Source organism: Pseudoduganella violacea, from assembly GCF_014191875.1.
Taxonomy (GTDB): domain Bacteria; phylum Pseudomonadota; class Gammaproteobacteria; order Burkholderiales; family Burkholderiaceae_D; genus Rugamonas; species Rugamonas violacea_A.
This window is the reverse complement of record NZ_JACHXD010000001.1, coordinates 217,973-240,119: the sequence shown is the minus strand read 5'-3', so window position 1 is coordinate 240,119 and position 22,147 is coordinate 217,973. Positions and strand designations below refer to the sequence as shown.

General features: G+C 64.3%; 18 protein-coding genes. 6 read left to right on the top strand and 12 right to left on the bottom strand.

The genetic code is table 11. The annotated features are described in order from the left end of the window. Positions 1-43: 43 nt before the first annotated feature. Positions 44-1,711, bottom strand: a complete 1,668-nt coding sequence (gene ettA / locus FHS03_RS01035) for an energy-dependent translational throttle protein EttA (protein WP_183439174.1) — start codon at positions 1,709-1,711, stop codon at positions 44-46. A 75-nt stretch (positions 1,712-1,786) separates the two neighbouring features. Next, positions 1,787-2,662 (bottom strand): EamA family transporter RarD, encoded by an 876-nt coding sequence (gene rarD, locus FHS03_RS01030; RefSeq protein ID WP_183439173.1) that lies wholly within the window; start codon positions 2,660-2,662, stop codon positions 1,787-1,789. 187 nt (positions 2,663-2,849) lie between these two features. On the opposite strand from rarD, the gene FHS03_RS01025 reads away from it, so the two are divergent. Further along, positions 2,850-4,730: a potassium transporter Kup gene (locus tag FHS03_RS01025; protein WP_229426010.1), complete on the top strand. Its 1,881-nt coding sequence runs from the start codon at positions 2,850-2,852 to the stop codon at positions 4,728-4,730. Positions 4,731-4,855: 125 nt separating this feature from the next. Further along, the gene (locus FHS03_RS01020; protein ID WP_183439171.1) at positions 4,856-5,308 is read left to right on the top strand and encodes an FKBP-type peptidyl-prolyl cis-trans isomerase; all 453 of its coding nucleotides are present in this window, start codon (positions 4,856-4,858) and stop codon (positions 5,306-5,308) included. Between the two features lie 62 nt (positions 5,309-5,370). Here the strand turns inward: FHS03_RS01020 and FHS03_RS01015 are convergent, their stop codons facing one another. From FHS03_RS01015 to FHS03_RS01000, 4 genes are read right to left on the bottom strand one after another with little or no spacing between them, the layout of a single operon-like run. Beyond that, on the bottom strand, positions 5,371-7,161 hold the full coding sequence (locus tag FHS03_RS01015) for an FtsX-like permease family protein (RefSeq protein ID WP_183439170.1): 1,791 nt from the start codon (positions 7,159-7,161) through the stop codon (positions 5,371-5,373). 17 nt (positions 7,162-7,178) lie between these two features. Further along, entirely contained in the window at positions 7,179-7,784 is a 606-nt protein-coding gene (locus FHS03_RS01010; protein ID WP_183439169.1) for an ABC transporter permease, read from the bottom strand. Continuing rightward, positions 7,781-8,461, bottom strand: coding sequence for an ABC transporter ATP-binding protein (locus FHS03_RS01005; RefSeq protein WP_183439168.1), 681 nt, complete (start codon positions 8,459-8,461; stop codon positions 7,781-7,783). The genes FHS03_RS01010 and FHS03_RS01005 overlap by 4 nt, the downstream gene beginning before the upstream one ends. A 30-nt stretch (positions 8,462-8,491) precedes the next feature. Next, the gene (locus FHS03_RS01000) at positions 8,492-9,778 is read right to left on the bottom strand and encodes an efflux RND transporter periplasmic adaptor subunit (RefSeq protein ID WP_229426009.1); all 1,287 of its coding nucleotides are present in this window, start codon (positions 9,776-9,778) and stop codon (positions 8,492-8,494) included. Positions 9,779-10,041: 263 nt separating this feature from the next. Between FHS03_RS01000 and FHS03_RS00995 the strand changes: the two genes are divergently transcribed. Together FHS03_RS00995 and FHS03_RS00990 are read left to right on the top strand one after the other, a co-directional pair. Then, entirely contained in the window at positions 10,042-11,436 is a 1,395-nt protein-coding gene (locus FHS03_RS00995; RefSeq protein ID WP_183439167.1) for a sigma-54-dependent transcriptional regulator, read from the top strand. Continuing rightward, complete coding sequence (locus FHS03_RS00990; RefSeq protein WP_183439166.1) at positions 11,426-12,724, top strand: sensor histidine kinase; 1,299 nt, start codon at positions 11,426-11,428, stop codon at positions 12,722-12,724. Before FHS03_RS00995 ends, FHS03_RS00990 begins: the two co-directional genes overlap by 11 nt. A gap of 4 nt (positions 12,725-12,728) precedes the next feature. Here the strand turns inward: FHS03_RS00990 and FHS03_RS00985 are convergent, their stop codons facing one another. Together FHS03_RS00985 and FHS03_RS00980 are read right to left on the bottom strand one after the other, a co-directional pair. Next, positions 12,729-13,181: a GNAT family N-acetyltransferase gene (locus FHS03_RS00985; RefSeq protein WP_183439165.1), complete on the bottom strand. Its 453-nt coding sequence runs from the start codon at positions 13,179-13,181 to the stop codon at positions 12,729-12,731. A gap of 39 nt (positions 13,182-13,220) precedes the next feature. Then, positions 13,221-13,646, bottom strand: coding sequence for an organic hydroperoxide resistance protein (locus FHS03_RS00980; protein ID WP_183439164.1), 426 nt, complete (start codon positions 13,644-13,646; stop codon positions 13,221-13,223). 234 nt (positions 13,647-13,880) lie between these two features. Here FHS03_RS00980 and FHS03_RS00975 point away from each other — a divergent pair, with 234 nt between their 5' ends. After that, positions 13,881-14,981 carry a transketolase-like TK C-terminal-containing protein gene (locus FHS03_RS00975; RefSeq protein ID WP_183439163.1) on the top strand — a complete coding sequence of 367 codons (1,101 nt, stop codon included), beginning with the start codon at positions 13,881-13,883 and terminating at the stop codon, positions 14,979-14,981. Between the two features lie 2 nt (positions 14,982-14,983). On the opposite strand, the gene FHS03_RS00970 is transcribed toward FHS03_RS00975, so the two are convergent. Continuing rightward, on the bottom strand, positions 14,984-15,433 hold the full coding sequence (locus FHS03_RS00970; protein WP_183439162.1) for a MarR family winged helix-turn-helix transcriptional regulator: 450 nt from the start codon (positions 15,431-15,433) through the stop codon (positions 14,984-14,986). A gap of 161 nt (positions 15,434-15,594) precedes the next feature. On the opposite strand from FHS03_RS00970, the gene aceE reads away from it, so the two are divergent. Next, entirely contained in the window at positions 15,595-18,264 is a 2,670-nt protein-coding gene (gene aceE / locus FHS03_RS00965; RefSeq protein ID WP_183439161.1) for a pyruvate dehydrogenase (acetyl-transferring), homodimeric type, read from the top strand. 23 nt (positions 18,265-18,287) lie between these two features. Here aceE and FHS03_RS00960 read toward each other — a convergent pair whose 3' ends face one another. From FHS03_RS00960 to FHS03_RS00950, 3 genes are all read right to left on the bottom strand, one after another. Continuing rightward, positions 18,288-19,106, bottom strand: coding sequence for a crotonase/enoyl-CoA hydratase family protein (locus FHS03_RS00960; protein ID WP_183439160.1), 819 nt, complete (start codon positions 19,104-19,106; stop codon positions 18,288-18,290). 102 nt (positions 19,107-19,208) lie between these two features. Beyond that, complete coding sequence (locus FHS03_RS00955; RefSeq protein WP_183439159.1) at positions 19,209-20,936, bottom strand: methyl-accepting chemotaxis protein; 1,728 nt, start codon at positions 20,934-20,936, stop codon at positions 19,209-19,211. Between the two features lie 149 nt (positions 20,937-21,085). Beyond that, a complete protein-coding gene (locus FHS03_RS00950) occupies positions 21,086-22,132 on the bottom strand; it encodes a histone deacetylase family protein (protein ID WP_183439158.1) in 1,047 nt (348 codons plus the stop codon). Between the last annotated feature and the right edge of the window lie 15 nt (positions 22,133-22,147).

Sequence of the window (22,147 nt, the reverse complement as noted above, 5' to 3'; positions counted from 1 at the left end):
AAAAAAAGGCACGCTGTTGAGCGTGCCTTCGATCTTAACCTGCTTATACCGTCAGCGGCTTGTAGCGGATGCGTTTTGGCTTGGCGCCTTCTTCACCCAGGCGTTTTTTCTTATCGGCTTCGTATTCCTGATAGTTACCGTCGAAGAAGACCACTTGCGAGTCGCCTTCGAAGGCCAGGATGTGGGTGGCGATACGGTCGAGGAACCAGCGGTCGTGCGAGATCACCATCACGGAACCGGCGAATTCCAGCAGCGCATCTTCCAGCGCGCGCAGGGTTTCCACGTCCAGGTCGTTCGACGGTTCATCGAGCAGCAGCACGTTGCCGCCCATCAGCAGGGTCTGGGCCAGGTGCAGACGGCCGCGTTCACCGCCCGACAGGTTGCCGACGACCTTCTGCTGGTCGCCGCCCTTGAAGTTGAAGCGGCCCAGATAGGCGCGCGACGGCATTTCGAAGCGGCCCACCTGCAGGATGTCGGCGCCATTGCTGACGGCCTGGAACACGGTCTTGTCGTTGTCGAGCGCGTCGCGGCTCTGGTCGACGATGGAGACCTTGGCGGTCTTGCCGATCACCACTTCGCCGCTGTCCGGCTGTTCTTTGCCGGTGATCATCTTGAACAGGGTCGATTTACCGGCGCCGTTGGGGCCGATGATGCCGACGATGGCGCCCGGCGGAATGATGAAGCTCAGATTGTCGATCAGCAGACGGTCGCCGAAGGCTTTCGAGACATTCTTGAACTCGATCACATCGTTGCCCAGACGCTCGGCCACAGGAATGAAGATTTCCTGGGTTTCGTTGCGCTTCTGGTATTCGTGTTCGCTCAGCTCGTTGAAGCGGGCCAGACGGGCTTTCGACTTGGCTTGGCGCGCTTTCGGGTTCTGGCGCGACCATTCCAGCTCTTTCTGCAGCGCTTTCTGGCGCGCCGATTCGGTGGCTTCTTCCTGCTTCAGGCGGTCCTGCTTCTGGTCCAGCCAGGAGCTGTAATTGCCTTTCCAAGGAATGCCATGGCCACGGTCCAGTTCCAGAATCCACTCGGCGGCATTGTCGAGGAAGTAGCGATCGTGGGTGATGCCGACCACGGTGCCCGGGAAGCGCAGCAGGAATTGCTCCAGCCACTCGACCGATTCCGCGTCCAGGTGGTTGGTCGGTTCGTCGAGCAGCAGCATATCGGGCTTGGACAGCAGCAGGCGGCACAGCGCCACGCGGCGCTTCTCACCGCCGGACAGCACGCCGATCTTGGCGTCCCATGGCGGCAGGCGCAGCGCGTCGGCCGCCATTTCCAGTTGCAGGTTCAGGTTGCCGCCATCGGCCGCAGCCAGGATGGCTTCCAGGCGGCCCTGTTCGGCGGCCAGCGCGTCGAAGTCCGCGTCCTCTTCCGCATAGGCGGCGTACACGGCGTCCAGCTTGGCTTGCGCTTCGAACGCTTCGCCCAGGCCGCTTTCCACGGCCTGGCGCACGGTCTGTTCCGGGTCCAGCTGCGGTTCCTGCGGCAGGTAGCCGATGTTCAGACCCGGCATCGGGCGCGCTTCGCCCTGGATGTCGGTATCGATGCCGGCCATAATTTTCAGCAAGGTCGACTTACCGGAGCCGTTCAGGCCCAGCACGCCGATCTTCGCCCCCGGGAAGAAGGACAGCGAAATATCTTTCAGAATCTGGCGCTTGGGCGGGACGATTTTGCCCACGCGGTTCATGGTATAGACGTAATTTGCCATTAGGAAATCTCGATTTTTTTACAAAGGTCAACAAGGATACGCCAAAGCGCGTCCGCAAGCCATGCTTTTGCGCCTTTACGCGGCGCGCCGGCTGGCCCACCAGCCCTCGGCCATATACAGGGCGAGGGCGCTCCAGATCACGCAGAAGCCGGCCAGGCGTTCGGACGAGAAGGCTTCATGGAACACGAACATACCGAGCAGCATCTGCATGGTCGGCGAGATATATTGCAGCATGCCCAGCACCGACAGCGGAATGCGGCGCGCGCCGGCGGCGAACAGCAGCAGCGGGATGGCGGTGATGGGACCGGCCGCCGCCAGCAGCCAGCGCATGGCGCTGCTGTCGGTGTTGAGGAAGGTATTCGCGCCGTGCAGGGTAAGCCAGATGACGTAGCCGGCCGCCAGCGGGAACAGCAGCAGGGTTTCAAAGGACAAGCCTTCCAGCGCCGCCAGCGCGGCCGTCTTGCGCAGCAAGCCGTAGCCGCCGAAGGAAATGCCCAGCAGCAGGGCGATCCAGGGCAGTTGGCCGGCCTGCCAGGTCAGCCACAGCACGCCGCTGGCCGCCACGCCGATGGCTAGCCACTGGCCGCGCCGCAGTGTTTCCTTCAGCACCAGCAGCCCCAGCAGCACATTGAACAGGGGATTGATGAAATAGCCGAGGCTGGCGTCGATCACATGGCCATTGTTGACGGCCCAGATATATACAAACCAGTTCGCGCTCAGCAGCAGCGAACTGGCGATAAAGCTGGCCAGCACCTTGGGTTGGCGTAGTACCGCGCCCAGCCAGCTCCACTGGCGCCGCAGCAAGAGGACGATGAGCAGGAAGACCAGGGACCACAGCATGCGGTGCGCCAGGATTTCCATCGCCGGCATGGTGCCCAGGGCGTGGAAATATAGGGGAAACAAGCCCCAGCACAAAAAGGCCAGGACTGCGTACAGGATGCCGGTGTTCATGGTTGCGCGCAAAAGACGGTGGGCGGAACCTGGAATTATCGCGGAAATGCACAATCGGCGCTGAGCAGCCCCGGCCAGGGCTAGAATGGGATGCTTGGAGGCGCGGCCGAGGCCGTGGCAAAATCGCTTGCAAATTGCATACACATCTTCTATTGTGCGATGCACCATAACAAAATCGGGTGAAAACTTGACGTCGCAACAACATAAAAAAAGCAGCCTCGTCGCATTGACGCTGGCGGCCGTCGGTATCGTGTATGGCGATATCGGCACTAGCCCCCTGTACACCCTGAAGACCGTGTTCGACCCGCAGCACGGCCTGGCCTTGAACGCCCCCAATCTGATCGGCATCGTCTCCCTGATTTTCTGGGGACTGACCATCATCGTTTCGCTCAAATACGTGACCCTGGTGCTGCGCGCCGACAACCGCGGCGAGGGCGGCATCATGGCCTTGATGGCGCTGGCGCTGTCCTCGGTCAGCCGCCATTCGCGCTGGCACACCGTGCTGCTGCTGGTGGGCGTGTTCGGCGCCACCCTGTTCTATGGCGACAGCGTGATCACGCCCGCCATCTCGGTGTTGTCGGCCATCGAAGGCCTGGAAGTGGCCACCCCCGCCTTCAGTCCCTACGTGGTGCCGCTCACCATCGTCGTGCTGGTCGCCTTGTACGCGGTGCAGTCGCACGGCACGGCCGGCATCGGCCGCTGGTTCGCGCCGGTGATGGTGGTCTGGTTCATCGCCCTGTCGGTGATGGGCGTCATCAATATCGTCAAGTCGCCCGCCATCCTGGCCGCCCTCAATCCCTGGCATGCCCTGGTCTTCATGTACGAGAACCGGCTGATCGCCTTCGTCGCCCTGGGCGCCGTGGTGCTGTCCCTGACCGGCGCCGAAGCCCTGTATGCCGATATGGGCCACTTCGGCAAGAAGCCGATCCGCACCGCCTGGTTCATGATCGTGTTCCCGGCCCTGGCCCTGAACTATCTGGGACAGGGCGGCCTGCTGCTGGCCCATCCCGAGGCCGTCACCAATCCCTTCTACCAGCAGCTGGGCGCCTGGAGCGTGTATCCGCTGGTGATCCTGTCCACCATGGCCACCGTGATCGCCTCCCAGGCGACCATTTCCGGCACCTTCTCCATGACCAAGCAGGCCATCGCCCTCGGTCTGCTGCCGCGCATGCGCATCTGCCATACCTCGGAGAGCGAGATCGGCCAGATCTATATCCCGGCCGTGAACTGGCTGCAATTGGCCGTGGTGCTGCTGGCCGTGGTCGGTTTCGGCTCCTCGGAAAACCTGGCCGCGGCCTACGGCATCGCCGTCACCGCCACCATGCTGGCCACCACCATCCTGACCTTCTTCGTGATCCGCTACCGCTGGAAGCTGCCGCTGCTGCTGTGCTTTGCCGCCACCGGCTTCTTCATCGTGATCGACATCATGCTGTTCTCGGCCAGCACGCTCAAGCTGTTCCATGGCGGCTGGTTCCCGCTGCTGCTGGGCGGCATCCTGTTTACCACCATGCTCACCTGGCGCACCGGCCGCCAGCTGGTGTTCAAGAACCTGGAAAAGCACGCCATCCCGCTGGAAGACTTCCTCAACTCCCTGTTCATGGCGCCGCCGGTGCGCGTGCCCGGCACCGCCATCTTCCTGCGCGGCGAGAGCGACGGCGTGCCGCATGCGCTGCTGCATAACTTGTCGCACAACAAGGTGCTGCACGAACGCGTGGTCTTCTTCACCATCCATATCGTGGAAGAACCATGGGTGCCGCCGGCCGAACAGGTGCGCATTACGGCCCTGGGCCACGACTGCTACCAGCTGAATGTCTACTACGGCTTCAAGGACGAAGCGGATATTCCGAAAGTGCTGGAACTGTGCGCCGACCATGGCCTGCAGTTCGAGATGATGGAAACCTCCTTCTTCATCGCGCGCCAGACCGTGATCTCGGCCCCCGGCGCCGGCATGGCCCCGTGGCGCGAGCATCTGTTCGTGGCCATGTCGCGCAATGCGCGCGGCGCCGCCGATTACTATCAGATTCCAACCAACCGCGTGATCGAACTGGGCACGCAGGTGGAAATTTGAGACATAAATTTTGTAAGAAAATGTACTTTTAAATCCCGTTCGGGGCAGTCTGCTAAACTGCTGCTCCGATCGGCGCACGGATGCGTGTGCGACCACTCCGACATCCAGTAAAACAGAAGGCGAAGATGAACTCGATTTTCAAACAGATTGCTACCCTGGCATGCGCCCTGGCTCTCGCAGCCTGCGGCGGCGCCAAAGACTATTCCGAACCCGTGGTCCTGGACCCGCTGACCCAGGTCGCCGAGCTGACCAAGACCGACATCGCCGTCGGCAGCGGCAACCCGGTCGTCAATGGCGACCGCGTCGACGTGCGCTACGTGACCTATATCTACAACCGCGACGCGGTGGACAAGAAAGGCACCAAGCTGGATGCCGGCCAGTTGAGCGTTCCGCTGGGCGCGGGCAACAACTATGTGCCTGGCTTTGAGATGGGCATTCTGGGCATGCGTCTTGGCGGCAAGCGCCTGGTGGCCGTGCCGAGCGCCCTGGCTTACGGCCCGAACGGCCGTCCGCCTCAGGTGCCGCCGAATACCGGTCTGCTGTTCGAGTTCGAACTGGTGAGCGTGTACCCGAAATAAGCCGCGAGGCTTGAGCGAAAAGGGCGGCCTGCGGGCCGCCCTTTTTATTTCAGCCCGGCGCTTCAGGCGTCCTGCAGACGCAGGGCCAGCACTGGCGGCAGTCGCAGACCAGCCATCATATGGCGGCCGGTGGCCAGCAGGGCAACCAGCATGGCCAGCAGAACAGCGGCCAGCAGCGGCCAGTGGCCCATCGGCGCGCGCTCCGCATATTCGGCCAGATAGCGCTCGATGGCGAACGCCGCCAGCGGCAGGCCGCAGAGGGCGCCGAAGGCCAGCAACAGCAGATATTCGCGGCCCAGCAGGCGTACGATGGCGCCGTTGCTGGCGCCATGCAGCTTGCGCAACACGATCTGGCGCTGATTGCGCTGCACGCTGTAGGCGGCCAATACATAGATGCCGCAGGCAGCCAACACAATGGCGATCAAGCTGGCAAGACCCAGCATATGCGCCTTGCCGCGGTCCCGCTCATAATTTTCCGCGAACAAGCTGGCAGCGGGACGCAGTGCCATTGTTTCGTCGGCAAAGTAGCGCTGCCAAACAGGCCCCAGCCGGCGCGCCAGTTCGGCGCTGGCCAGGATGCTGCGCACGCTGGCCACACCACCGGTTGCGTTGCCATCGTCGAGTTCATACACGATGGCCCCCGCCTTGCTGTACAGCGAGTGATGGCGGATATCCGGCGCCACGCCCAGTACCGTCTCTCGTTTAGCGTTGCGGATGGTCTGGCCAACGGCGTCCTGTGCCTTGCTGAAACCAAAGCTTTTAAGAGCGCTCGCATTCAGGATCACGCCGCGAGCCGTGCCCTGGTCGCGTTGCGGCGAAAATAGTTCCCCGGCGAGAGGCTGGATACCGTATACCTGAAAGAAGGTGGCGTCCACGACCTGCGCTTCGTAGTTCAGCATAGGGCTGCTCCCGTTTTTGTAAAACCGGAATATGCGGGCGCCGAGATTACCGCCCACTGCGGCCAGCGAGCTGGCCGCAGCCTGCACCTCCGGCTCACGCTTCAGCGCTTCGACAAAGGCCTTCCTGCTTTGCGCCGTGGCTTTGCCGGGCAGGCTAATGACGTGTAGATGGGCGGTGTTGAAACCTGGATCGGCATGGCTGGCATACCAGGTTTGCCAGGTGATGGCGGTAGCCGTGGCGGCCAGCCCAATTGCTGCACCAAATTGCAATACCGTCAGGGTGCGGCGCATATTCAGCCCTGCCGACTTCTCGCCGCTATCGCGGTTGGCTAGAGGCTGGGCTGGATGTACGTTCAGCGCCAGCCAGGCGGGATAGGCTCCGGCCAGGATGCCAATGGCAATCGCCAGCAACAGCGCGACGGCGCAATAAGACGGAGTGAATAAGCTGCCCAAGTCGCGTTCCAGCCAGTTGCCCAGCAGCGGCTGGAATAGCCATGCCAGGCCAAGGCCAAGCGCCATAGCCAGCAGCGCCGCGAGGATGGATTCAGCCAGGAAGAGGGCAGCCACGCGCCCGATGCCAGCTCCCATGAGTTTGCGGATGGCGATTTCGCGCTGACGCTGCAAGGTGCGCATGGTGGCCAGATTGACGTAGTTGATGGCGGCCAGCAGCATGATCAGCAGGCCAGCCGCGCTTAGGCTGTAGACATCGCTTAATTTTCCATGCGGCTGAAACCTGCCCCAATCCTCAAGGTCAGGATCCAGGTAAAGGGCAGGTAAGCCGACGAGAGCGATGTCAACCGGCTTGCGCCCACCCAACGCGGCAGCCATGACGCCCAGCCTGGCCTCAGCCAACGGGGAGTTGCGGTCGGTTTCCGCCTGCAGAAAAGCTTGCAGGCGCGCTGGATCGGCATCGGCGCGCAGCTTCAGCCAGATACGCGCCAATCCCCAATTCATGACCTTTTCGCGCTCAGCTAGCGGCCAAGCGAGACTATTGCTGCCGACCAGTGCCCGATATTGCAGACTGCTGTTGCTTGGCGGGTCGGGTAGCAGTGCCATGACTTGCAGCGTGCTGCCGCCCGCTGTACCAACTGTCCAAGAGCCGGCCGGTCGCCAAATATTTTCTGCGCCATGCTGATGCTGAGAGCCAGGCCCTCGGGCCGCGTCAGTGCGGTCTGTGCATCTCCTTGCAGAGCGTGCAGGCTGAAGATGTTAGCCAGCGCCGGGTCCACGGCACGCAAACGCGCGTCATGCGGATGCCCGGCGTATCGCAGCGGCAGATCGAGAGCGACGTCGATGCTGGCCTGCTCCGCCAGACCGCTGCCTAGTGCCGCATCGCGCAGCGGCGCATAGCTTGACTCGGCCCAACTGGCATCGGATTTCAGATTGGGACGGTATTTGACCAGTTGGATACGCTCGGCCTGCGGCACTTGGCGGTTGAAACTCAGGCTGTAATGCAGAAAGCCCAATAGCAGCAAGCAGCTGGCAAAGCCGACGCTGAGACTGAGGATGCTGACGGCCGACCAGGCGGGTTGCCGCCAGAGCACGCGCCAGCCGATGCGGAAGTCGCTGATTCTCATGCGGCACGCAGGGCGTCGACCATGATGCGGCCATCGAGCAGGTTCAGGCTGCGCGAGGCCTGCGCGGCGTGGGTGGGGGAGTGGGTCACCATCACCACGGTCGTGCCTTCGGCATTGATCTGGCGCAGCAGGCGCATGACCTCATCGCCGTGGGCGGTGTCCAGGTTGCCGGTCGGTTCGTCGGCCAGCAGCACGGCGGGGCCGGCCACCAGGGCGCGTGCGATGGCCACGCGTTGCTGCTGGCCGCCCGACAGTTGCGAGGGACGGTGCTTGGCGCGGTGGGCGATGCCCAGCTTTTCCAGCATGGCATGGACCTTGTCCTTGCGGTCGCGCGCCGCCATGCCGGTGTATTCCAGCGCCAGTTCCACGTTCTCGAACACGCTCAACTCCTCGATCAGGTTAAAGCTCTGGAAGATGAAGCCGATGCGGCCGCGCCGCAGCGTGTTCAACTGGGCCTCGCTCCAGCCGGCGACATTCGTGCCTTCGAACCAGTAATCGCCGCTGCTGGGTACATCGAGCAGGCCGAGAAGGCTGAGCAGGGTCGATTTGCCGCAACCGGATGGACCGGTGATCGCCACGTATTCGCCGGCATCGATTTCCAGGTCGATGCGGTCCAATGCGGTGGTCTGGACTTCGCCAGCCACATGGATTTTGCTGACGCCTGCGAGTTTGATCATGAGTGCTTCCTTTCGATGAATGGATGGAGCTTACTGTGAAATCTGCAATGTGAGGGATTTGCCGAAAGCGGCGTAGCTGGAAACGATGACGCGTTCGCCCGGCTGCAGTCCTGCCAGCACCTCGACCTGGCTGTTATTGCGCCGCCCGCTGCGGATCTCGCGCCTTTCCGCATGGCGTCCATCCGGCGCCAGCACGAAGACCCAGGCGCCGCCGCTGTCGGCGCTGAAGGCGCTGTTGGGCAGCAGCAGGGCGGGCGCCGGTTCGCCCAGCGTGATCTGCGCATCCAGGCTCTGGCCGGGATTCAGCGCGGGCGGCTGCTCCTTGCTGAACATCAGCTCCACGGTGAAGCGCCCTTCCTTCACCTGCGGATAAATGGTGCCGATGGCGACCGGGTAGCTGCGCTCGTCCACGCGCAAGCTGCCCTGGCGGCCCACGGCCACCCGGTTCAGATAAAACTCGTCCACCTGGGCCGACAGCTTGAAGCGGCGCGGATCGTCGATGCGGCCCACGTTCTTGCCGGTGACGATGGACTCGCCCACCTGCAGGCGGAAGTCGGTCAGGCGGCCCGCCACCGGGGCGCGCACGGCCAGCGCTTCCACCGTGGCCCGCACCAGTTGCAGGCCGGATTTCAGGCCATCGAGCGCGCTGCCCAGCTGGACCAGTGCATTGCCGCGCACTTCGGTTTCGGTGGCGTCGCTGGCTTGGGCCTGGGCCAACGCACGCCGGCGCTGCGCCAGCGTGTCGCGGGACTCCTCCAGTGCGACGGCCGAGATAAAGCCTTCGGCCGCCAGTTTCTCGTTGCGCGCATGCTTCTTCTCTTCTTGCTGCAAGGCGAAGGCCAGATCGTCCAGGCGGCGCTGATGCTCGCTGCGGCTGGCCTCCTGCGCCACGCGCAGGTTCGACAGATTGGAAATCTGCTGCGCGTGTTCGGCCTGGCGCGCCAGCAGCTCCAGATTGCGCTGGGGATTCGAGATGCGGAACAGCAGCTGGCCCTGGCGCACCATATCGCCGTCGCGCGCATACACCTCCTCCACCCGGCCCGACTCCACCGAATCGAGGATCACCGAGGACAGCGGCTGGGCGCTGGCGCGCACCACAATGTCGTCGCGGAAGATGCCGCTCTCCACCTGGGCGATCTGCAGGTCGCGGCCTGATACCAGCAGGCCGCGCGGCGCCCAGTGCCACAAAGCCAGGCCGGCCGCCACGACGGCCGTTGCCGCCAGCGCGGCCAGGGCAATTGTCCTGCCGCGCTTGCGCGGCACAATGCGGTCCATGGCGGCGCCGCTGGCGGCGGCTGGATGCTGGTGCAGGTTCATCGTTGCTGAGAATAGCGATTCATGAAGGCCTGCTACAGCAAGCCGCGTGCCAGACATCCAAGTCGATGGCGCAAGCCGCATGGATACAGGGCTGGCGCTGGACGCACGATGCGCGATGCGGCGCGCCGGTGGCTGCCGCTGTACGGCTCCGAACAGCGGCAGCTGTCCGTTTCCGGACAATATGTCCGCGTTGCGCCGGCCGGCGTTTGCGGCCTGCGGATGGACTGCTAGAATGCCCGGCGAGTCCCACCCATTCCCACGCCATGGCCGATTCCGCAGCACACATCCTGATCCTCGACGACGATCCCGACGTCGCCTACGCCGCGCAGATGCTGCTGCGCCGCCATCACGGCAAAATCTCCGTGCTGCACGATCCGGCGGGTCTGCCTGCCTTGCTGCAAGCCTCGGCCCCTGATCTGGTGCTGCTGGATTTGAATTTCACGCCTGGCCGCACCGACGGCGCCGAAGGCCTGGCCACGCTGGAGCTGCTGCGGCGCCATCCCGGCGCTCCCGCTGTAATCGCGTTGACCGCCTATGCCGATGTGCCGCTGGCGGTGGAAGCGCTGAAGCGCGGCGCCAGCGATTTCATCACCAAGCCCTGGGACAATGCGCGCCTGCTGGCGGCCGTGGAAACGGCGCTGGCGCGCCAGGAGCGGCGCGCCGACAGCCTGTCCGCGAACGTCGCCACCGATGCGCTGATGGGCGAATCGGCCGCCATGCGCGCCGTCAAGCGCATGATCGCCAGCGTCGGCCCCACCGCCGCCAATGTGCTGGTGCTGGGCGAGAACGGCGTGGGCAAGGAGCTGGTGGCGCGCGCCATTCATCTGGCATCGCGCCGCGCCGCCGGCGTCTTCCTGCCGGTGGACATGGGCACGCTGCCCGAAGCGACGTTCGAGAGTGAGCTGTTCGGCCACCGCAAGGGATCGTTCACCGACGCCAAGGCCGACCGCGCCGGACGTTTCCAGGCCGCGCGCGGCGGCACGCTCTTTCTCGATGAAGTCGGCAATCTGGGTCTGGCGGCGCAGGCCAAGCTGTTGACGGCGCTGGAGCGGCGCGAAGTCACGCCGCTGGGCGCCGACCGCGCCGAGACCATCGACGTGCGCATCGTCAGCGCCACCAATCTGGATGAGGCCAGCCTGTTCGATCCGGCCGTCTTCCGCACCGACCTGCTGTTCCGCCTGAACACCATCGTGATCCGAGTGCCGCCCTTGCGCGAACGGCGCGAAGATATTCCGGCCCTGCTGCATCACTATCTGGAGCATTACAGCCGGCAGTACCAGCGTCCGGCGCGCGCGCTGAATGCCGCGGCCCTGCAGGTCTTGCAGGCGCATGCCTGGATCGGCAATGTGCGCGCGCTGCGCCACGCCTGCGAGCGTGCCGTGATCCTGTGCGCGGGCGAGGACTACCTTGCCGAAGACTTTGGCATGAACCTGGGCGGCGGCAGCGTTCCTGCCATTGTTGAACCGGTGACAGACGAAGTGCTCGCGGAAGCGGCCGGCTTGCGTGGCGCGCCGGACGAATTGAAGCTGCATGTGCTGGAACGCGATGCGATCGAAGCGGCGCTGGCCCAGGCGAAAGGCAATATCAGCTACACGGCCCGCCTGCTGGGCGTGAGCCGCGCCGCCCTGTACCGCAAGCTGGGCAAGCATGGCATCTGAGCGCGGCCCCAAGCTGGCCCTGGTCGCTGGCGCGCTGGTCCTGATGGCGGTGTCGGCGGCTGCCACGTCCGTGCTGTACGCGCAGCCGGACAGCCCGCGCCTGCTGGCGCTATGCGGCATCGGCGCGGCGGCAGCTGCGGCCTTGATGTGGCATGGCTTAAGTAAGCTGGAAGTGCGACAGCCGCGCCGCGAAGCCCCGGCCAGCGCCTTTCTGCCCGCCGGCCGCGCCACGTCCACCACCGATGGCGATGATGGCATGGCCAACTGGCAGGGCTTGCATCCCGCCGCGCTGGCGCTGGAAGCGCGCCTGGAGCATGCGCCGATTGCACTGTTCCGCATCGCCCATCTGAGCGGCGCGGGCGAGGCCACACCATTGAACGCCAATGCGCGCCGCCTGCTGGCGCCGGGCCGCGCCAGCGCGCCGCAGCAGTTGTGCGAGGTATTGGCGGCACAGCCGGCCGACCAGCGTAATCTGATCAGCTTCGATACGGAACGCGGCCTGGAGCGCGCCATGCTGGCCGTTTCCGCGCTGACGGTGCAGGGCGAGGGTCAGCGCATCGCCGCCCTGCTGCCGGTGGAAAGCGAACTGGAAGCCGAGGCCTTGAACGCCTGGCGCCAGTTGGTGCACATCCTGACGCACGAGATCATGAATTCCCTGACCCCGGTCGCCTCGCTGTCGCGCACTGCGCGCGAGCTGCTGGAGGAAATGCAGGCGCCGCAGCCGGCGCAAGCGGCGGAACTGGCTGACGATTTGCGCACCTCGCTCGACGCCATCGCGCGCCGCGCCGCCAGCCTGGCCGATTTCGTCGGCAGCTACCGCAGCCTGTCCACCGTGCCGGAGGCACAGCCCGAGCGCGTGCGCCTGGGCGATTTGTTCGCCCGCCTCGCGGCGCTGCTGGCGGCGGACTGGCAGGCGCGCGGCGGCAACGCTGAATTCTCGGTCGAACCGGCCTCGCTGGAAGTGCTGGTCGATCCCGGCCAGCTGGAACAGGCGCTGATCAATCTGCTGAAAAACGCGGCGGAAGCCACGGCCGCGCAAGCCCGCCCCACGGCTACGGTCAGTGCCCGCTTAAGCCGTGGAGGGCGCTTGCGCATCGAAGTGGCCGACAATGGCCCGGGCGTGCCGGACGAGCTGGCGGCGCATATTTTCACGCCTTTCTTCTCCACCAAAAAACAGGGACGCGGCATTGGCCTGGCCATGGTGCGCCATCTGGTGCATGGCAATGGCGGCACGGTGCGTTACGCGCGCACCGTCAGCAGCGGCGCGCGCTTCATCGTGACTTTCTGAGCGCTCAGCGCAGCATGTCGATGTGCGCGATGCCGTCTTCGTCGTAAGGTGCGGAGATGGTCCGGAAGCCAAAGCCGGCATAGAACTGTTCCAGATGCGCTTGCGCGCCAATGCGGATGCGGTGGCCCGGATGCTGCAATTCGGCCTGGCGCACGCCTTCGGCCACCAGCAGCCGTCCGGCGCCGATGCCGCGCGCGGCGGCCGTGGTCAGCACGCGGCCCAGCGACATTTCGGGAAATTTCACGCCGGGCGCGATGCAGCGCAGATAGGCGGCCAGCTCGCGCTTGCCGCCTATCTCGCGCCATCCCAGCAGGTGGTGGGCGCCCTGGTCGTAGCCATCCAGATCGGGATATAGGCACTGCTGCTCCAGCACGAACACGTCCTGGCGCTGGCGCAGCAGCTCATACAAGTGCCGGCCCGGAATGCCGTCAAAGTCCCGCCACTGCCATTCGATCATGATCGCCCCTGTGAAGTGAGGCGACCATTGTACGGCTTCTTACACGATCGTCAGGGTCACGTCGATATTGCCGCGGGTGGCGTTCGAGTATGGGCAGACGATGTGGGCGGCCTGCACCAGTTTCTCGGCGCTGGCACGGTCCAGGCCTGGCAGCGAAATTTTCAGTTCCACTTCGATGCCGAAGCCGGTTTCGATGGCACCGATGCCGACGGTGGCGTCGATCGAGGTGTCGGCCGGCACGGCGATCTTGTCGCGGCCGCCGACGAATTTCATCGCGCCGATGAAGCAGGCCGAGTAGCCGGCGGCGAACAGCTGTTCCGGATTGGTGCCGACGGCGCCATTGCCGCCCAGTTCCTTCGGCGTGGTCAGTTTCACGTCCAGCACGCCGTCATTGCTGACGGAACGGCCTTCGCGGCCACCGGTGGATTTGGCGTTGGCGCGGTACAGAACTTGTTTGATAGACATGGTGAAATCCTTTCAGTTTAATAGTTGACGATTCAGTAGTGTGCTATTTGTTGGGATTCCGCTTACTGTTTGCAGCGCCCATATGCACACTATAAATAGTGTGCGATTTAATTGCAAGCGATTTTTAAAGAATTTTTACGCTGCCCCGACGACCATCGTCAGCGCTCATCCTTGATACATTAATTGATTGCATTTACAATCGTTGTAATTGCAATCGTGTGATAGAGGCATGCCATGGAGCTGGAGCGTTTTCATCTGCCGGAGTCGATGCGGGAAATGCGGCATGCCGCCGCAAGCTGTCTGGATCGCTTGGACGATGATGCACTGAGCGCGCATTGCCGGAGCGCTTCGCCACGTACTGCAATGCATGCGATAGCCAATCGCCTGGAGCAGGGCAGCGCCTGGATTGTCCGGGCGGTGGGGCGGGACGCGGAGGTGCATGCCAGCGCGGCAGACGGCCATCACAACATCAGCGCCTGGCCGTTGTGGCTGCGCAGCGAATGTCAGCGGCGCGAGAAGCCGCTGCTCTATCTGATGCGTTCGGAATCCGTCGCGGGGTTGCGTGCGGCGCTGGCGGAAACGACAAGCCAGGGCATCTTCTGCAATGACGCGGAGGCGTTCAGTTCACGCTGGCCAAAGAGCGTGCAGCCGGCCTTGCCCCTGTGGCTCTCCGCCATGGCGGACGGCACGCCATACGACCCCGCCTCCGGCGCCGAAACGCTCGCCATCCTGCGTGCGGCACTGCATGCGCTTTACATCGATGGCGAACCGGGATTCGTGTATTTCTCTGCGCATGCCGACGGTGGCGATGCGCGCGCGCTGTCAGCGGCCGATGGGCTGCATGCCTTCAAGGGCATGTACTGCGCAGCGCCCCTCCAGGAGACATCCACGGCAAGCGTGCGGCTGTTGGGAGCCGGCAAAACCTTGTCGCAGGTGGAGCGCGCGGCGAAGCTGCTCCAGCAGGATTGGGGCGTGGCGAGCGAGATATGGAGCTGCCCAAGCTATACGCGCCTGGCGCGGGATGCTTATGCGGCGGAGCGTTGGAATACGCTGCATCCCCGTGCGGAGAAGAGAGGTTCGCACCTCCAGACCTGTCTTGGCGGCAGCGCATCGCCGGTGCTGGCCGTGACCGGCTATGCGCAGAATATCGCCAGCCAGATCGGCGGCTTCGTGCCGGCACGCTTCGCGGCGCTTGGCGCCGACTCGCATCCGCTACGCGCCGGAACAGACAGCACCCAATGGATTGCCGCCCTCGCGCTCAAAGCATTGGGCGAGGAAGGACGCATCCCGCTCGGCCGTGCCAAAGAGGCGCTGGAGCGCTACCGGCTTGCGTAAAGCTATTGGCCTGTCGATGCCTTGACGGCGTCGATCGCGCGATCCAGTCCTTCGGCCAGGCCGGCCTGTTCGCCAGCGCTGAACTGCTTGAGGAATAATTCGGCGACGGTGGATTCGTACACCTTCCACATCTTCTTGCGCAGCGCGCGGCCTTCCTTGGTGATGGAGGCGTAGGCGGCCCGGCCGTCTTCGGCGGAGCGGGCGCGCGTGACAAGACCTTCCTGTTCCAGGCGGTCCACCAGCCTTGTCAGGTTATAGCGCTCGATGGCCAGCGCGTCGGCCAGTTCGTGCATGCGCCGCGTCCCATCGGGTCCGCTTTCCAGACCCCATAGCGTGTCATACCAGGCGTAGCTGGGCAGGCCGGCTGCGGCCAGGCGGCGCTCCACCTCCCGGATCATCGTCCGATGCGCGCGCACAAATGAGAACCAAAGATCCGGTTCCTTCGCTGTCATAAATATTTTCCCCCGCCTTGTTTCGATTACAAATGCAATTCTATCCCACACTCAAACGATTGCAAATGCTATGATTGCAAATGCAATTCATCGACCATTACGTCTTGCATCCATGAAGCAGCCCGACAACATTGCCTTTTCTATTTTCCAGGAGATATGCCATGACTCAGCCCCTTGTAATTCCCGACGTCGATCCGCAAGAGACACGAGAGTGGCTGGCGGCGCTGGAAGCCGTCGTCGCGGCCGAAGGCCGGCCGCGCGCCCACTATCTGATCGACCAACTGACGGATTTTGACGTCACCCAGCACGGCGATCTGCACGGGCGGGTGACGACGGCCTATGTCAACACCATTTCCCGCGAGCGCCAGCCTGCCTATCCGGGCGACCTCGGCGTGGAACAGCGCCTGAACGCGTATATCCGCTGGAACGCCATGGTCATGGTGCTGCGGGCCGGTAAGTATTCCAATGTGGGTGGACACATCGCCACCTACCAATCCGCCGCCGTCCTGTATGACGTCGGATTCAACCACTTCTTCCGTGGCCGCACCGACACCTTTGGCGGCGATATGGTCTACATCCAGGGCCACTCCGCTCCCGGCATCTATGGCCGCGCCTACCTGGAGGGACGCATCAGCGGGGCGCAGCTGGACAACTTCCGCCGCGAAGCAGGACGCGAGGGCTTGTCGTCCTATCCGCATCCGCGCCTGATGCCGGATTTCTGGCAGTTCCCCACCGTGTCCATGGGCCTTGGCCCGCTGACGGCGGCTTACCAGGCGCGCTTCATGCGCTATCTGGAATATCGCGGGCTGCTGAAACACCAGGGCCGCAAGGTCTGGGCCTTCCTTGGCGACGGCGAGATGGACCAGCCGGAATCGCTGGCGGCGATCTCGCTGGGCGGCCGCGAGCGGCTCGACAATCTGATCTTCGTCGTCAACTGCAATCTGCAGCGCCTCGATGGACCGGTGCGCGGCAACAGCAAGATTGTGCAGGAACTCGAAGGCACCTTCCGCGCGGCGGGCTGGAACGTCATCAAGGTGCTGTGGGGCAGCGGCTGGGACGATCTGCTCAAACGCGATACCACAGGCCTGCTGCGCCAGCGTATGATGGAATGCGTCGACGGCGAATACCAGACCTTCAAGTCGCAGAACGGCGCCTATGTGCGCGAGCATTTCTTCGGCAAATATCCGCAGCTGCTGGAACTCGTGGCGCATATGTCGGACGATGAAATCTGGGCCTTGACGCGCGGCGGCCACGATCCGGAGAAAGTCTACGCGGCCTATTCGCAAGCCGTGCGCACGGAGGGCCGTCCCACGGTGGTGCTGGTCAAGACGGTCAAGGGCTTCGGCATGGGCGAGGCCGGAGAGGGCCAGAACATCAACCACCAGCTGAAGAAGATGAGCGCCGACGCGGTGCGCGCCTTCCGCGACCGCTTCGCGCTGCCGGTGTCGGACGATCAGTTGGCGGAGATGCCCTACCTCAAACCCGCACCTGGCAGCGAGGAAGCGCGCTACTTCGCGCAGCGCCGGGCGGAACTGGGCGGATACATCCCGGCCCGCATCAGCAAAGTGGCGCCGCTGGTGGTGCCGCCGCTCAGCACCTTTGCCACGCAGTTGAAGGATAGCGGCGAGCGCGGCGTCTCGACCACCATGTCCTTCGTGCGCATCCTGACCACGCTGCTGAAAGACCCGCAGCTGGGCAAGCTCGTGATCCCCATCGTACCGGACGAATCGCGCACCTTCGGCATGGAAGGCCTGTTCCGCCAGATCGGCATCCATTCCTATCTCGGACAGCTCTACACGCCGCAGGATGCCGGCCAGCTCAGTTACTACAAGGAGGCCAAGGACGGCCAGATCCTGCAGGAAGGCATCAACGAATCCGGCGCGATCTCCTCATGGATCGCGGCCGGAACGGCCTACAGCAACCATGGCCTGGCCGCGATCCCCTTCTACATCTTCTATTCCATGTTCGGCCTGCAAAGGGTGGGCGACCTGACCTGGGCGGCGGGCGACGCGCGTACCCGCGGCTTCCTGCTCGGCGCCACCTCCGGCCGCACCACGCTGATGGGCGAAGGCTTGCAGCACGACGATGGCCACAGCCATGTGCTGTCCTCGGTCATTCCGAACTGCGTCTCCTACGACCCGACCTTTGCCTACGAGCTGGCGGTCATCATCCAGGACGGGCTGCGCCGCATGTATGTGGAACAGGAAGACATCTACTACTACATTACCCTGCTCAACGAAAACTACCCGAACCCCGCGCTGCAGGAAGGCACGGAGGCGGGCATTCTGAAGGGACTCTACCTGTTCAGCGACGGTAGCGCGGCGCAAGGCAAGCCGCATGTGCAGTTGATGGGCTGCGGCGCGATTCTGCGCGAAGTGATTGCGGCGGGGGAATTGCTGAAGACGGACTTCGGCGTCTCCAGCGATGTGTGGAGCGCCACCAGCTTGACCGAGCTGCGGCGCGAAGGCCTGGCGGCGGAGCGCTGGAATATGCTGCATCCCGAAAGCGAGCCGCGCATTCCGTATGTGCAGCAATGCCTGCGCGATCGCGCGGGTCCGGTGGTGGTGGCGACCGACTATATGAAGATCGTCGGCGACCAGATCCGCCCCTTCGTCGAACAGCGCCGTTTCGTCTCCCTGGGCACGGACGGTTTCGGCCGGTCCGATACGCGCGAATCGCTGCGTACCTTCTTTGAAGTGGACCGGCACTTCATCGTGCTGGCCGCCCTGAAAGCGCTGGCGGACGAAGGCGCAATCCCGCGTGGCCGGGTTGCCGAGGCGATCCAGCGCTACGGCATCGACGCCGGCAAGGCCGATCCGGCATCGGTGTAAATCGCCGCCCGTCCGGGCGCGCCTCAGCCTTGTATGCGACGCGCCTGGTAAGCCTTGCCGGCCGCCGCTTTGCCGCCTTGATTGTTCTGAATGGCGATGCGGTTATTGGCAAAGCCCATCAAGCGGCGCTGCCAGCGCCGCTCCTGTGCCAGGGCGCCGGACTCGGACTTGCTCCAGGCCCGCTGCAGCAGGAATTTGCCGGCCGCCAGGGCATCCGGCGAACGGGTGGCCAGTTCGGCCGCCAGCGCTTCGGCCGCCGCCAGCGGATCGTCGGCCAGATGGGTGACCAGCTTGAGTTCCATCGCCTCCGCGCCGCTGAAGACGCGGCCGGAGAGCACCAGCTCCTTGGCCACATCGATCGGCACCAGTTCGCGCAACAGGGCCACGCCGCCCATATCGGGGATCAGGCCCCACTTCGCCTCCATCAGCGACAGGCGCGCATCCGGCGTGGCGATGCGGATGTCGGCGCCCAGCGCGAGCTGGATGCCGCCGCCGAAGCAGTTGCCGTGGATCGCCGCGATCACGGGCGCCGGCACATCGCGCCAGCCCATGCTCCAGTCCTGGAAGTTATTGCGCCAGCAGTACCACAGCTGGGCATAGTGCAGCAGCCCGCGCATGGGCCGCGCCAGCACGCTTTTGAAATCGAGGCCTGAGCAGAACGATGGCCCTTCCCCATGCACGATCACGGCGCGCACGCCCGGCTGCTTGCGCAGGCTGCGGGCGGCCTTCACTACCGCGTGCAGCATGTCGAAATCGATGGCGTTGTGCTGCTCGGGACGCGCCAGGCGCACATAGGCCAGGCCGTCGGAAATGGTGGTGGTGACGCGCTGCGGTTTCGTCATGGCTGCAAGAAGGATATGTGGACAGTGTCCACATATCCTAGCAGGCCCGGCCGGATGCCGGCTAGCTGGGCATCCCAAAAGGCTGTTTAAGTCGCGTTCAGATCAGAATTCTTCCCAGTCGTCGCCGCCCGCCGCCGGTTTGCTGGCAGCCATGCCGCGTGGCGCGGCAGCGCTCTTGACGGCGATCTTGCGCGGCGCCGGCTTGGGCATTGCTGCGGCCACCGGGCGCGCTTGCGGCTTCGGTGCGCTGGCATAGCTGTTCGCCGCGCCGCCGTTGATCTTGAACACGCTGACCACCTGCACCAGGCCTTCGGCCTGGTCCTTCAGCGAGCCGGCCGCCGCCGCCGCCTGCTCCACCAGCGAGGCATTCTGCTGCGTCACATCGTCCATCTGCACGATGGCCTGGTTGACCTGGGAAATGCCGGTCGACTGCTCCACGCTGGCCGAGGTGATTTCGCTGATGATGTCGCTCACATGCTGCACGCTCTTGACCACTTCCTGCATGATGCCGCCCGCCTCGTCCACCAGCTTGCTGCCGGTCTGGACTTTTTCCACCGAGTCGCCGATCAGGGCCTTGATCTCCTTGGCGGCGGCGGCCGAGCGCTGCGCCAGGTTGCGCACCTCGGAAGCCACCACGGCAAAACCGCGTCCCTGTTCGCCGGCGCGCGCCGCTTCCACCGCCGCGTTCAGCGCCAGGATATTGGTCTGGAAGGCGATGCCGTCGATGACGCTGATGATGTCCACGATCTTGGTGGCCGAGGCATTGATGGCGCCCATGGTTTCCACCACCTGCGTCACGATGCTGCCGCCCTTCACCGCCACCTCGGTGGCCGACACCACCAGCTGGTTGGCCTGGCGCGCGTTGTCGGCGTTCTGCTGCACGGTGGAGGTCAATTCTTCCATCGAGGAGGCGGTTTCCTCCAGCGAGCTGGCCTGCTGCTCGGTGCGCGAGGACAGGTCCATATTGCCGTTGGCGATTTCGGACGAGGCCACGGCGATCGCGTTCGTGCCGTGGCGCACCCGCCCGACAATGTCTTCCAGGCTGCCGCTCATCTCCTTCAGGGCTTGCAGCAGCTGGCCGGTTTCATCGTTGGTATTGACCTGGATTTCGCGCGTCAGGTCGCCCGAGGCCACCGTTTGCGCCGCTTCCACCGCAGCGTTGATGGGCTGGGTCACGCTGCGCGTGATCCACCAGGCGATCGCCAGGCCGAAGACGATGGCGGCCACGGTAATCGCCACCATCCAGTTGCGCGCATTGGCATATACGCTTTCCGCTTCCTGGATCGCTTCCTGATTGAGCTTGTCCTCGAAGGCGAGGAGTTCATTGATATCGTCCAGCCACACCCGCTGGGCGGGACGCACTTCCTTCATCAAGACCTTGACCGCCTCCTCGTTGCGGTTGGCCAGCCCCAGCTCCACCACCTTGCGGATCGGCGGCAGCACAGCCTGTTCGCTGGCCTTGATCTTGACCATGGACGCCTTTTCCTTGTCGGTCGTGGCGGCCAGGGTGCTGAACATGCGGTTCAATTCCGTTTCGGCTTCGGCGTATTTCTTTTCGTTGGCCTCGATGCGTTCCGCTTCCGGCTTCATGTCGGCCGCTTCGGTCAGCAGCACGACATTGCGCGCGGCAATGGCGCGGTCGAGGATGGTGACGCGCATGCGGACCAGCAACTGGGCCTCGACGTTATTGACTTTGGCGATATCGAGCAACTGGTCCTCGATCTGCCTCATGCGCACCATGCCCAGCACGGCCATGAGCACCACCAGTACCAGTAGGACGACGAAGCCGCCGCCTATACGCATGCCGATTTTCAAGTTCCTGATGCTCATGCCAGTTCTCCCCAGAAGCCCCGATGCCGACAGGTTTTGCATAAAACGTCTGTCAACAATATCGCTGGGGTAGGGGGAGAGCAAGAAGCCAGATGTATCTGGCGTCGAATAGCAACACTTAAGTAACTGTTTGGCTATATTGCCGGCATTTAGAGCGCGGTTTCGAAGCCTTCCAGCACATTCACCACGTTTACGCCCAGTTCGCGGATGGCGCTGCCGCCTTCGAGGATGAAAGCGGTGGGCAGGCCCAGATAGGCCAGGCGCTCGCCCACGCGCAGGAAGTCGGCGCTGAGCAGACCGAGGCCGCCGTGCGGGTCGCCCTGGAAGGTGTTGACGCCGAGCGCCACCACCAGCGCTTCCGGCCCGTACATGGCGAGGCGCACGCAAGCCGTTTCCAGCGCCGCGAACCAGGCCTGGGCATTGAGTTGCTGCGGCGCCAGCGGCATGTTCACGTTATAGCCGTAACCGGCGCCGTCGCCGGTTTCGTCGGCGTGGCCCAGATAGTGGGGATAGCTGGAGCGCGGGTCGGCGTGGAGGGAAATGCACAGCACGTCGGCGCGGTCGTAGAAGATGCTTTGCGTGCCGTTGCCGTGGTGGCAGTCGAGGTCCAGCACGGCGACGCGGCGCAGGCCGTCGTCCAGCAGATGCTGGGCCGCCAGCGCCGCGTTGTTCAGATAGCAGGAACCGCCGCTGAAATCGGCGCCGGCATGGTGGCCCGGCGGCCGCGTCAGCGCAAAGCTGGCGCGTTCGCCCAGGCGCAGCGCATGGGCCGCGTTCACGGCGCAGTCGGCGCCGGTCTTGGCGGCGGTCCAGGTGCCGGCCGTGATGGGGGAAATCGTGTCGCGCGAATACAGGCCGAGACGGGCGTCGAAGCCTTCCGGCTCGATATCGGCGCGGAAGCTGCGCACCGGCCAGCCGGAGGGGAAGGCGTCCTTGCCGGTATTGGCGGGCGCCAGCGCCTGCCACTCGGTCCAGGCATTGCGCAGGAAATGCAGATAGCGCGGCTGGTGCACGCGCTCGAGCGACATCAGCGGCACGCCATGCGGCGTGACGATGCGGCCCAGGCCGCGCCGTCCCAGCTCGGCCAGCACGGCTTCGGCGCGCGCCGGCGTTTCCAGGCAGGGCGTGGCTTCGCCGCGCACCAGCTCATGGCGGGCGCGGTGTTGGTCGTGCTGTTCGTTGTAAAAGGTCAGCATGCTGCGCTCTGCCGG

What these genes read in the sequence shown, in the direction of transcription:
- ettA (WP_183439174.1), bottom strand. Translation starts at nt 1,711, where the DNA reads ATGGCAAATTACGTCTATACCATGAACCGCGTGGGCAAAATCGTCCCG.
- rarD (WP_183439173.1), bottom strand. Translation starts at nt 2,662, where the DNA reads ATGAACACCGGCATCCTGTACGCAGTCCTGGCCTTTTTGTGCTGGGGC.
- FHS03_RS01020 (WP_183439171.1), top strand. Translation starts at nt 4,856, where the DNA reads ATGAACTCGATTTTCAAACAGATTGCTACCCTGGCATGCGCCCTGGCT.
- FHS03_RS01015 (WP_183439170.1), bottom strand. Translation starts at nt 7,161, where the DNA reads ATGAATTGGGGATTGGCGCGTATCTGGCTGAAGCTGCGCGCCGATGCC.
- FHS03_RS01010 (WP_183439169.1), bottom strand. Translation starts at nt 7,784, where the DNA reads ATGAGAATCAGCGACTTCCGCATCGGCTGGCGCGTGCTCTGGCGGCAA.
- FHS03_RS01005 (WP_183439168.1), bottom strand. Translation starts at nt 8,461, where the DNA reads ATGATCAAACTCGCAGGCGTCAGCAAAATCCATGTGGCTGGCGAAGTC.
- FHS03_RS01000 (WP_229426009.1), bottom strand. Translation starts at nt 9,778, where the DNA reads ATGAACCTGCACCAGCATCCAGCCGCCGCCAGCGGCGCCGCCATGGAC.
- FHS03_RS00995 (WP_183439167.1), top strand. Translation starts at nt 10,042, where the DNA reads ATGGCCGATTCCGCAGCACACATCCTGATCCTCGACGACGATCCCGAC.
- FHS03_RS00990 (WP_183439166.1), top strand. Translation starts at nt 11,426, where the DNA reads ATGGCATCTGAGCGCGGCCCCAAGCTGGCCCTGGTCGCTGGCGCGCTG.
- FHS03_RS00985 (WP_183439165.1), bottom strand. Translation starts at nt 13,181, where the DNA reads ATGATCGAATGGCAGTGGCGGGACTTTGACGGCATTCCGGGCCGGCAC.
- FHS03_RS00980 (WP_183439164.1), bottom strand. Translation starts at nt 13,646, where the DNA reads ATGTCTATCAAACAAGTTCTGTACCGCGCCAACGCCAAATCCACCGGT.
- FHS03_RS00975 (WP_183439163.1), top strand. Translation starts at nt 13,881, where the DNA reads ATGGAGCTGGAGCGTTTTCATCTGCCGGAGTCGATGCGGGAAATGCGG.
- FHS03_RS00970 (WP_183439162.1), bottom strand. Translation starts at nt 15,433, where the DNA reads ATGACAGCGAAGGAACCGGATCTTTGGTTCTCATTTGTGCGCGCGCAT.
- aceE (WP_183439161.1), top strand. Translation starts at nt 15,595, where the DNA reads ATGACTCAGCCCCTTGTAATTCCCGACGTCGATCCGCAAGAGACACGA.
- FHS03_RS00960 (WP_183439160.1), bottom strand. Translation starts at nt 19,106, where the DNA reads ATGACGAAACCGCAGCGCGTCACCACCACCATTTCCGACGGCCTGGCC.
- FHS03_RS00955 (WP_183439159.1), bottom strand. Translation starts at nt 20,936, where the DNA reads ATGAGCATCAGGAACTTGAAAATCGGCATGCGTATAGGCGGCGGCTTC.
- FHS03_RS00950 (WP_183439158.1), bottom strand. Translation starts at nt 22,132, where the DNA reads ATGCTGACCTTTTACAACGAACAGCACGACCAACACCGCGCCCGCCAT.